Origin of the sequence: Actinophytocola sp. (assembly GCF_036555685.1) — a bacterium.
Lineage (GTDB): Bacteria > Actinomycetota > Actinomycetes > Mycobacteriales > Pseudonocardiaceae > Actinophytocola.
In genome coordinates, this window is sequence record NZ_DATBKY010000114.1 from 1 (window position 1) to 10,014 (window position 10,014).

At 71.0% G+C, this 10,014-nt stretch carries 10 protein-coding genes; 7 read left to right on the top strand and 3 right to left on the bottom strand.

Going from position 1 to position 10,014, the window contains the following annotated elements; translation table 11 throughout:
• The first annotated feature begins 313 nt into the window (after nucleotides 1-313).
• Nucleotides 314-1,039, top strand: a complete 726-nt coding sequence (locus VH969_RS12160; protein WP_331973811.1) for a tyrosine-protein phosphatase — start codon at nucleotides 314-316, stop codon at nucleotides 1,037-1,039.
• Between the two features lie 143 nt (nucleotides 1,040-1,182).
• On the opposite strand, the gene VH969_RS12165 is transcribed toward VH969_RS12160, so the two are convergent.
• On the bottom strand, nucleotides 1,183-1,578 hold the full coding sequence (locus VH969_RS12165) for a hypothetical protein (protein WP_331973812.1): 396 nt from the start codon (nucleotides 1,576-1,578) through the stop codon (nucleotides 1,183-1,185).
• 6 nt (nucleotides 1,579-1,584) lie between these two features.
• Nucleotides 1,585-2,238: a hypothetical protein gene (locus VH969_RS12170; protein WP_331973813.1), complete on the bottom strand. Its 654-nt coding sequence runs from the start codon at nucleotides 2,236-2,238 to the stop codon at nucleotides 1,585-1,587.
• Nucleotides 2,239-2,258: 20 nt separating this feature from the next.
• Here VH969_RS12170 and VH969_RS12175 point away from each other — a divergent pair, with 20 nt between their 5' ends.
• The 3 genes from VH969_RS12175 to VH969_RS12185 all read left to right on the top strand — a co-directional run bounded on the left by VH969_RS12175 (nucleotide 2,259) and on the right by VH969_RS12185 (nucleotide 4,473).
• Nucleotides 2,259-2,804, top strand: a complete 546-nt coding sequence (locus tag VH969_RS12175) for an NUDIX domain-containing protein (protein WP_331973814.1) — start codon at nucleotides 2,259-2,261, stop codon at nucleotides 2,802-2,804.
• Between the two features lie 119 nt (nucleotides 2,805-2,923).
• Nucleotides 2,924-3,094 (top strand): hypothetical protein, encoded by a 171-nt coding sequence (locus VH969_RS12180; RefSeq protein WP_331973815.1) that lies wholly within the window; start codon nucleotides 2,924-2,926, stop codon nucleotides 3,092-3,094.
• Nucleotides 3,095-3,210: 116 nt separating this feature from the next.
• Nucleotides 3,211-4,473 (top strand): helix-turn-helix transcriptional regulator, encoded by a 1,263-nt coding sequence (locus tag VH969_RS12185; RefSeq protein ID WP_331973816.1) that lies wholly within the window; start codon nucleotides 3,211-3,213, stop codon nucleotides 4,471-4,473.
• A 4-nt stretch (nucleotides 4,474-4,477) separates the two neighbouring features.
• Here the strand turns inward: VH969_RS12185 and VH969_RS12190 are convergent, their stop codons facing one another.
• Nucleotides 4,478-7,417 carry an AfsR/SARP family transcriptional regulator gene (locus VH969_RS12190; RefSeq protein ID WP_331973817.1) on the bottom strand — a complete coding sequence of 980 codons (2,940 nt, stop codon included), beginning with the start codon at nucleotides 7,415-7,417 and terminating at the stop codon, nucleotides 4,478-4,480.
• 149 nt (nucleotides 7,418-7,566) lie between these two features.
• Here VH969_RS12190 and VH969_RS12195 point away from each other — a divergent pair, with 149 nt between their 5' ends.
• The 3 genes from VH969_RS12195 to VH969_RS12205 are packed head-to-tail and all read left to right on the top strand — an operon-like array spanning nucleotide 7,567 to nucleotide 9,988.
• Nucleotides 7,567-8,232 (top strand): vWA domain-containing protein, encoded by a 666-nt coding sequence (locus VH969_RS12195; protein WP_331973818.1) that lies wholly within the window; start codon nucleotides 7,567-7,569, stop codon nucleotides 8,230-8,232.
• Nucleotides 8,232-9,080 carry a protein phosphatase 2C domain-containing protein gene (locus VH969_RS12200; protein WP_331973819.1) on the top strand — a complete coding sequence of 283 codons (849 nt, stop codon included), beginning with the start codon at nucleotides 8,232-8,234 and terminating at the stop codon, nucleotides 9,078-9,080. The genes VH969_RS12195 and VH969_RS12200 overlap by 1 nt, the downstream gene beginning before the upstream one ends.
• A complete protein-coding gene (locus VH969_RS12205) occupies nucleotides 9,077-9,988 on the top strand; it encodes a hypothetical protein (RefSeq protein WP_331973820.1) in 912 nt (303 codons plus the stop codon). The genes VH969_RS12200 and VH969_RS12205 overlap by 4 nt, the downstream gene beginning before the upstream one ends.
• The last annotated feature ends 26 nt before the right edge of the window (nucleotides 9,989-10,014 follow it).

Sequence of the window (10,014 nt, forward strand, 5' to 3'; positions counted from 1 at the left end):
TGCCAACGGTCCATGTAGTTGTTGAGCGTCATCGACGGGTGTGAGTGGCCCAGCACGTCGGCGATCTGTCGGGCCGTCAGCCCCGCCTCGTCGAGCAGCGTTCCCACGGTCTTGCTGGGGTGCCGACAAAGATCACCGGCACGCTCTTAGGTGGCTCGATCGATCGGTGAATGGCGGACCTCTCCACATCACCGATGAGGCCAGCGTGCTCGTCGAGCTCTGCGGCGTCCGGGCTCGAACCCGCTCCAGTTAATCCTTGGGTCGGCGGTGGGGGCGCTGTGCTCTCAGCAACCGGGTGCACAAACAACCGGGCGTGGAGGTGAAGCGTCTAGCGGTTGTGAAAGGCGGCAGAGAGCTTTCGTGGGACGGGTGTGTCAATGCTCGTGATCTGGGCGGGCTGGGGCAGGTCAGACCGGGCGCGGTGGTCCGGATGGAGGCGCCGACACGCTTGAGCGCGGCTGGGTGGGCGGCGGCCTGGGCGTACGGGGTCCGCACAGTCGTCGATTTGCGCCACGTCGACGAGTGCGAGCAGGAACGCGCACCTCGACCCGCGGGGATCGCGACCCTGCAGGTACCGCTGGATCCGGTCGGCACACCGTTCTACGAGCACTGGCAGAAGATCGACAGCTTAGCCTCACCGCTGTACTTCCCGGCGATGCTGGCTGAACACCCGCGGCCGGTGGTGACCGCCGTACGAGCGATCGCCAACGCCGCACCGGGATGCGTGGTGTTCCACTGCGCCGGCGGCAAGGACCGCACCGGGCTCCTCGCCCTGGTCTTGCTCACGCTGGGTGAAGCGGCGCCAGAAGAGATCATCGCCGACTATCTGCTGACCTACGACCGGATGAAACAGCGGTACGCCGAACTCGGCTTCCGCGACCAACTCACTGCCGTGAACCAGATCCTTACGAAACACAACACCACCATCGAGGCATCTCTGACCTCGACCATCGCGTCACTCACGATGCCCGACTTTCTCGTCGAGAACGGTCTGTCCGATACCGAACTCGCCACCCTGCGCGCTCGTCTGACGATCTGAAGAAGCCCAGCAGCGAGAAGCCTGTGTGTGACCTGGTGGAGCACGCGCGCCAGTGCGTTACCGACGGCATAGACCCTGGTTGCCAACCAATAGCCAACAATGGTTGGTCGCTCGACCACGGAGCACGAATCTCGTGCCAGGTCCTAGATCAAGACGACGATGACGGCGACGACGATGGTAACGAGGACAAAAAGTGTTGCGACGACCGTGAAAATGGGAAAGTGTGATCGAGCGGGACTCTTCCATTGGTCACTCGTGACGTAATTGCCGCGCTCCACGCCCGCGCGATTATCCCGCTTTTTCTTGCCTGTTTTCCTGCCCTCTAGATAGTTTGATCTGCTGCCCATTGAGTCATCTTGATTGCTACCCAAAGGAGGATATCCGTAGCTGGTGGATCCAGAACCGCCTTGAGGAGGAGGGGGTCCGGTCATGCCGCCAGCCCAGTAGGTGATGACCGGACGGGACGTATCCGGCCAGCTCAGCGACTCCATTGATGACTCTGCGGAACGCTCGATCTCCTCGTCGTCCGCCTCGGCCACGAGTGCTCATCCCCTCAGTTGCGCGAGTTGCACAAGCCAGGCCACCATCTCCATCAGGAGCGCCATCAGGCCAGCTGTGAAGCACCATTGTAGGCCCCGCAGCCGCTTCTCATTGCTGTCCAGCCACTTCTCAAAGTCAGCAGCCAGGTGACGGCGCATCGAGTCCAGGGAGTGGCCGAGTTCGACCGCCTGAGTGAGACGTGCGGCGCTCGATACGAACCGCCATCGCCACCACGGTGCGCAGATGATCCCGGCCGTTGCCAGAACGCACGCGAGCGCGGCAATCGCCAACACCGACGCAACTCCACTCCGAGCATCGGCCAATGCGGGCGTCCCTAGAACGGAGCCGATTAATGCCGCACCCGCCGTGAGCAGTGTCGCCCGCGATCGCAGATTGTCCAACGCACTCTGCTGGAACGAAAGAGCCCGCAGAGCCTCGTCATACACCAGCCCCCAGCGCGGATCTGAATCGTCAGCAGGCACCCGGCCATTGTGGCGGAGCCATCTCGAGCACGAGATGGCCACCGACCAGTTGGGCACGACTGCGCCGCCGTGCGCATGGCGGGCGTCTAAAGCGATTGCAGTCTTCTCGATGCTGGGCGAGCCGTCGTCGGGCCTGCATCCGCGGTGGTTGGTGTCCGCAGCCCAAATGATGATCATCTTTGTGGTTGACTTGTGGCGTGGTTGATCCGGGTTGGGCGCGCCTCGCGTCCGAGGAGCGGTTCGCTTCGGCATGGTTCACGGTGTGGCGGGATCGCGCGCGGCGGCCCGACGGGTCGGTCACCGACTACGACCATGTGGTGGCGCCCGCGGCGGTGACCGTGCTGGCCGCGGACGGCGCCGGGCTCGTCGCCGTCACGCGGCAGTGGATCTACGTGCATCGCGAGCGGCAGTGGCGCCTGCCGGCCGGCCGGGTCGAGAGCAGCGAGAACGTCGACGAGGCGGCGCGGCGGGAGCTCCGCGAGGAGACCGGCATCAGCGCCGAGTCGTGGACGGCGCTGGGCGTGATCAACTGCGCCGACTCCCTCACCAACCACCGTGACCACGCCTTTCTCGCCACCGGGCTGACCGGCGGGACGCAGCGGCTCGACGCCGGGGAGGCCGACCTCGAGGTGCACTGGATGCCGTTCGCGCGGGTGGTGGACCTCGTGCTCGGCGGGGAGATGCCACACGCCGGAAGCTCGTTCGCGGTCCTGGCGGCCAAGGTAAAAGGGCTGCTCGAATAGGGTTTCCCGTTTCCTCTTGAATGGGAAACGGGCAATACATTGTTCGGCGAGGTCGATGCCGGAATTCTTCTTGGTGTGGCGCTGCAAAGGAAAGCGCCGGAATCCAAGGAGTGCAAATCATGTCGTTCTCCCGTGCGGCCAAATTGTCTGCCCGAATCGGCGGGTTGCTCGCCGCCGCGGCGATCGTCATCGCGACACCGCTGATCGCGTCCAGCTCGGCATCCGCCGACGGGACGCCGCCGCCCCCGCCGCCGCCCACCAACACAACCGACGGGCACGAGTGGGTCTGACGCAAACCCGCTGAATTCCCGTTGCCGGCTCGAGCGAGTCCGGCAACGGGAAACCCATTGCCCTCGGATTATCGAAATGGTGTACTCGCGATGGTGCGAGTCCACTGGGAGGTCCGATGGCCGACACATTCGGTGCGTTGTTACGAGAATTCCGCACCGCCGCCGATATCTCGATGGGCGCGCTGGCCAAGCGGATCAACTACAGCAAGGGCCAGATCAGCAAGATCGAGAACGACCTCAAGCGGCCGAGCGCGGTGTTCGCGCGGCTCTGCGACCAGGTGCTGGGCACCGGCGGTGCGCTGAGCGCGGCGATCACGCAGCCACCCGCCGAGATGCCCGACGAGCCGCCCGCACCCGACGACGAGGGCTGGGTCATGGAACTCGACGAGACCGGCGGGGTCCGCGTCAGGGAGCTGCCGCGCCGGAGCGTGCTCGCCGGCGCGGGCGCGGTCCTCGGGCTGGCGCTGACCGGCACCCGCGGTGGGGCCGTGGACGAAGGCGCCTTCGCGGTGCTGCGCTCGACCTTCGACCAGCACCGCACGCTCGGCACCATGGCGAGCCCACACGTCGTGCTCGCACCGGTCATCGCGCACCTGCACGCCCTCCGCTCGCTCGCCGCCGCGAGCCCCGAGCCGATGCGCACCAACCTCTTCCTGCTCGCTTCCCGCGTCGCCGAGTACGCCGGCTGGATGAGCCAGGAGGCCGGCGACGAGGCCGGCGCGCTCCGGTGGACCGACCGGGCCGTTGCCTACGCCGCCGCCGGCCGCGACCCCCACCTCGCGAGCTTCGCCCTCGTCCGACGCGCGGAGATCTCCCTCTACCAGCACGACGCGATCCGCACGGTCGAGCTCGCCCGCCGCGCGCAGGACAACCCGCACGCCGGCCCGCGCATCCTGGGCCTCGCCGCCCGATGCGAGGCGCAGGGCCGCGCGCTCGCCGGCGACATCGCCGGCTACGAACGGGCACTCGAACGCGCTGCCGAACTGCTGGCGACGCGCGACAACGACAGCGGCCCGGTCCTCGGCTCGACGACGGTGCCCGACGAGGTCTCGCTCGCTCGGGGCTGGGCCTTGTACGACCTAGGCCGCCCCGGCGAGGCCGCGGACATCCTCGACCGCGAGGTGGCCGCGATCCCGCGTGCCGCTCGCCGCGCGCGGGCGCGGTTCGGCACCCGCCGAGCGCTCGCGCACGCCGTGAACGGCGAGATCGACGAGGCCTGCGTGGTAGCCCGGGGTGTCATCGACGACGCCGCCCGCGTGGACTCCGCGACGATCCGCCTCGACCTTCGCGAGCTCGACCGCACGCTGTCCCGCTGGCGGACGCACGGCGCCGTGCGCGACCTGCACCCCGACCTCATCGCGACGTTGCACCGCCGGTGAGTGGCTACGCGACGCAGCCGCAGCGCAGGGCGGTCAGCTCGCGGCGGATGGCGTCGGCTTCGGGTAGGCCCAGCTCGGCGAACGCGCTCCGCGCCTCGCGCCAGTGAGCGGCGGCGACGGCGTGCTGGCCGGTCTCGTGGAGGAGCTGGGCGATCCGGTGGTTCGCGCGGGCCTGTTGGGCCCGGTCGCCGGTGCCGGCGGACATGTCGAGGGCCGCGCGGTAGGACTGGAGGGCGGCGCGCGGGTCGCCGTCGGCGCGAGCGGTTTCGCCGCGGTCGAGGTACAGCTGGGTGCGCAGGTTGGGGTCCACGACCAGGTCCGCGACCCGGCGGGCCTGCTGCTGGCAGCGGACGGCCTCGGCCAGGCGTCCGGCCAGCCGGTGGGTGTTGCCCAGGTTGTTCAGCGCGTACGCCTCGCAGGCGCGGTCGCCGATCGACGCGGCCAGGGTGCGCGCCTCCGTGTGGTCGGCGATCGCCTCGTCGAGGCGGCCCAGGCGCTGGTGCACGCAGCCCAGGTTGTCCAGCGAGTGCGCCAGGCCCTGCGTCTGGCCCAGCGAGCGCAGCAGGGTAGTGGCCTCCGCGTGCTGGGTTTCGGCGGTGGTCAGCTCGCCGCGCAGCTCGCTCACCACGCCGAGGTTGTCGAGCGCGTTGGCCTGGCCCCGGTCGTCGCCGATGCGCTTGTACCGCTCGAGCGCCGCCGCGTAGCAGCGGGCCGTCTCCGGCAGGTCGCCCAGGCCGCGCGCGGCGGCAGCCATGACGACCAGCGTGTCCGCCTCGCCGCCGGCGTCGTCGAGGGCCGACCACAGCGGCAGCGCGCCCTCGGCGAGCGAACGGGCCTCGGCGAGCGCACCGGAGCGCCACCGCGCGGTCGACAGGCGCAGCTCCACGTGCGCCAGCCCGCGCGTGTTCCCCGATTCCCGCAACACCGACCGCGCCCGCCGCAGCGTCGACGTCCAGTCGCGCAGGTGGCCGCCCGCGTAGAAGTACCGCCACAGCAGGATCGCGAGCTGCCACGCGTGGTCCGGGAGGTCGTGCGAGGCGGCGTGGTCGATGGCCGCGACCAGGTTGCGGCGCTCGTCGTCCAGCCAGCTGCGCGCGGCCGAGGAGTCGGCGAACCGCAGCGCCACCGGCGACTCCGCGGAGACGGTGGGCTGGCGGTCGCGGTCGAACGGGAACAGCACGGCCATCGCGGCCGCGGTGGACACCAGGTAGAAGTCCAGCAGCCGCTCGACCGGCGCGGGACCGACCGACGGCAATACGGACGTCGCGTAGTCGCGCAGCGGGTCGAGCACGTGGAACCGCTCCGGCTCGGACTCCTCCAGCAGGCTCACCCGGTGCAGGTCCTCCAGCAGCGACCGCGCCCGCGGCACCGGAAGCGACACCAGCGCCGCGGCCCCGGCCGCCGACAGGTCAGGTCCCGGCACCGCCGCGAACAGCCGGAACAGCTCCTGCTGTGCAGCCGAAAGGTGCTGGTAGGACACCGTGCACGCCACGGTCGCCGCGTCGGAGAACGTCGTGTCGGGCGACAGCGGGGACGCCGACCGCAGCAGCGACACGACGTGCTCCAGCGGCCAGCGCAGGTGCCGGCGGAACTGGGCGGCCACCAGGTGGATCAGCAGCGGCACCCGCCCGCACCGGGCCACGATCTCGCGCACCTGCTCGCCCCGCCCGCGGACCCGGTCCGCGCCGACGAGCTTGCCGAACAGCTCCGCCGCCTCCTCGGCCGCCAGCGGTTCCAGGTGCACGTGATCGCCGGCGAGGGCGCCGAGCTCGCGGCTGGTCACCAGCGCCAGGCACCCCGCGACCCCCGGCAGCAGCGGCTCGATCTGCGCCTCCGACGCGGCGTTGTCCAGCACGACCAGGGTTCGGGTGTCCTCCAGCTTCGAGCGGTACAGCTCCGCGCGCGCCCGCGTCGAGGGCGGGACCGCCTCCGGCGGCACGCCCAGATCGCCGAGCAGCCGCTCCAGCGCGACGGCCGGATCGGTCGGCGCGACGTTGGGGGTGAACCCGTTCAGCTCCACGAACAGCCGCCCGCCCGGGAACTCCCGCGCGAGCAGGTGCGCCGCGTGCACCGCGAGCGCGGTCTTGCCCACCCCGGGCATCCCGGAGATCCACAACACCGCCGGCTCCTCGCGCGCCGACCGCGCCGCCTCGTCCACCGCCGCCAGCTCCGCGCGCCGGCCGGTGAACCGCGCCAGCCGCGTCGGCAGCGACGACACCCGCTCGCCGTACTGCGCCACCCACGCCATGTCCCGCAGCTCGCGGGCGGTCTCCATGCCGTACTCCTCCAGCGCGTCGCGCGTTTGGTGGAACACCTCGACCGCGGCCACCTGGTCGCCGTTCGCGATCAGCGCGCGCATCAGCATCGCCGCGAGCCGCTGCCGGGACCGGTCCTCCTCCCACACCGGCCGCAGCCGGTCACGGATCTCCCGGTGCCGCCCGGCGCCCAGCTCCAGCGAAGCGAGGTCCACCAGCGCGTCGACCCGCGCCTCCTCCGACGGCGCCACCGTCGACCCGCCGACCCGATCTATGTCCAAATCGGACAGGAACCGGCCACGCCACAGCTCCAGCGCCTCGGTGAACAGCCGCGTGGTCTCGGCCTTCGACGACGCCTGCCGCGCCGCGGCGCACAACCGGGAGAACCGCACCGTGTCGATCAGGTCCTCGTCGACCCGCAGCACGTATCCGGTCGGCGTCTTGTCGATCGTCACGTCGGCCAGGCCGGCGTCCCGGAACACCTTCCGCAGCCGCGCGACATAGCTCGTGATCAGGTCGGATTTCGGCGAGGGCTGGCCCATCCACACGTATTCCTGCAGGTACTCCCGCGACACCGCCCGGTTCGCGTGCAGCAGCAGGATCACCAGCACATACCGCTGCTGCAGGTCACCCGGATCCACCTGCACGCCGTCGTGCCAGACCTCGAACGGCCCGAGCATCCGAAACATGTTCCTCACCCCAGGAAAGCTCGTCGGAAGACCGCTGGTCCCCAGTGAATCCCATCGTCGGAGCCGCTTCGGAGGTATCGCCCGCGTGGTCAATATCTGATCCAGATCTGGTGCGGGCGGCAGGGACATTCTCCCCGCGAGGAGGAAATATGCCCGAACAGATATTGCCCTTCTACGTGGTGTGCGACCAGTCGTACTCGATGGCCGACCACCTCGACGCGCTGAACGACGCGCTGGCCGAGCTGCACCGGGCGGTCGGGACGGATCCCGTGGTCGCGGACAAGACCCGGTTCTGCCTGATCGGCTTCTCCGGTACCGCGGAGGTGCTCCAACCGCTGTGCCGGCTGTCCGACGTCGTGGAGATCGTCGGGCTCACCACGCAGGCGGGGACGAGTTTCGGCGTGGCCTTCACCCTGCTGCGCACCACCATCGACGAGGACGTCGAGTCGCTCAAGGCCGACGCCCACCGCGTGTACCGGCCGGCGGTGTTCTTCCTGTCCGACGGCCATCCCACCGACCAGGCCACCTGGCCCGACGCCTACGAGCGGCTGCGGGACCCCGAGTGGCCGGCCCGTCCCAACATCATCGCGTTCGGCATCGGCGATGCGGACGCGGACACGATCGGCCGGGTCGGCACCTTCGGCGCGTTCATGAGCACGGGCGGCGTGAGCCCCGGCGCCGCGCTGCACGGCTTCGCCCGCACGCTGACCACCTCCGTCGTGCGCTCGGGCAGCGTCACCACGGACGGTGACCTGCTCCTGCAGGTACCGGAGAGCGTGCCCGGGTTCACCGCGTTACAGATCGACCCGGTCTGATGACGATCGAGTCGATCCGCGCGTGGGGCGACCGGGGCGTGTTCCGGCCGCGGGAGCTGGGGCCGCCGTCGCTCGCGGCCGGGGTGCCGTGGCGGCTGGGCGGCGTCGCGGCGGTGCCGGACACCGTGCTCGAGGCGGGCCGGGTCGGCGCGCTGGAGGTGCGGGCGGCGTCGACCCGCGGCACGTCGCACCGCTTCGACGGCGTCGTGCGCCAGGACGCGGTCGGGGTGAGCGGGCTCGACGAGCGGTACGTCCTCGCGGCGGTCGCGGACGGCGTCGGTGCCGCGGCGGACGCACACCGGGGCGCCGAGCTGGCGGTCCGGCACGCGCTGGCCGAGCTGGCCCCCATGCTGCCGGGTGCGGACCTGGCGACCGTCGACCTGACCCGCGCGCTGCGGGCCGCCGACCGGGCCGTGCGCGCGGCGGGACCGTCGCCGGGCGAGCGGGCGACCACGCTCACCGTGGCGGTCGTCGAGGCCGGGCCGGCGCGGCGGTTCCGGGTGGTGCGCGTCGGCGACAGCCCGGCGTTCCTGCTGACCGACGGCGCCTTCCTGCCGTTGCTGACCGAGCGGCGCGGGTTCTTCTCGGAGTCGGCCACCGACTGCCTGCCCTCGCCGCGCTGGCCGGCGCAGCACGCGAGCGGCGTGCTGCGGGCGGGCCAGGCGCTGGTGGTCGCGTCGGACGGGCTCGGCGTCCCGGTGCAGGACACGCAGGCCGGGGCGTACCTGGCGCAGGCGTGGGCCGAGCCACCCGGGCCGGTCGCCTACCTGCACCAGCTCCAGTTCGACCTGCGGAGCTTCGACGACGACCGGACGGCCGTCGTCGTCTGGGCGCGGGGCGAACCATGACCGACGACGCGGAGCTGGCCGACCTCGGGGTGGCCGGCCGGCTCGCGGACGGGGGACAGGGTGTCGTGTTCCGGCTGTCGCGGCCCGCCGGGATGCTGCTCAAGCACTACCACGAGGGCGTCGAGGTGCTGGCCGGCGAGCTCGCCCGGCTGATCGACCTGCCCGCCGGCATGACGGCCGCGGACCGCCGGCTGGTGATGGCGACGACCGCGTGGCCGAGCGGGCGGGTGTTCCGCGACGGCCGGTGCGTCGGGCTGCTGATGCGCGAGGCCCCCAGCCGGTTCGCCAGCCGGCTCGCCGGCCGGCGGCGGCTGCTGGAGCTGCAGTTCCTGCTCTACCCGCGGCGCGCGATGTGGGACCAGCTGAAGCTGCCGTCGGGCGCGGAGCGGTGCTGGCTCGCCCTGCACTACCTGCGGTTGTTCGAGGTGCTGCACCGCAACGACGTCGTCATGGCGGACGTGTCGATGCGCAACCTGCTGTGGACGCTCGCCGGCGGACCCGGGGTCTTCGCGATCGACTGCGACGGGTTCCGCATCACCGACCGGCCGGCGCCGGTGTGCCCGCGCGACACGGTCGGCTGGGCCGACCCGGCGGCCGGTCCGGGCGAGGCGACGCTCGACTCCGACCGGTACAAGCTCGCGCTGCTGACCTTGCGGCTGCTGCTCGGCGAGCACGCGGTGACGCCGGAGGACGTCCGGTCGTCGGCCGCGCTGCGGGCGGTGCTCGGCCCGGAGCTGACCTCGCTCGCCGCAGCGGCCGCCCGACCCGGCCGCCGGCCGCCGGCGAATTCCTGGATGAAAGCGCTCACCGGCCGAAATGCGGTTCTGGTCCAGCGCGGATATGTGCCCGGCAGTCATTCTGACGGCCGGTCGGGGAGCTCGGCGAACCGTTCCCGGCCCGAACGATGAATTTTTATAGTCGATTGTGGACGGTG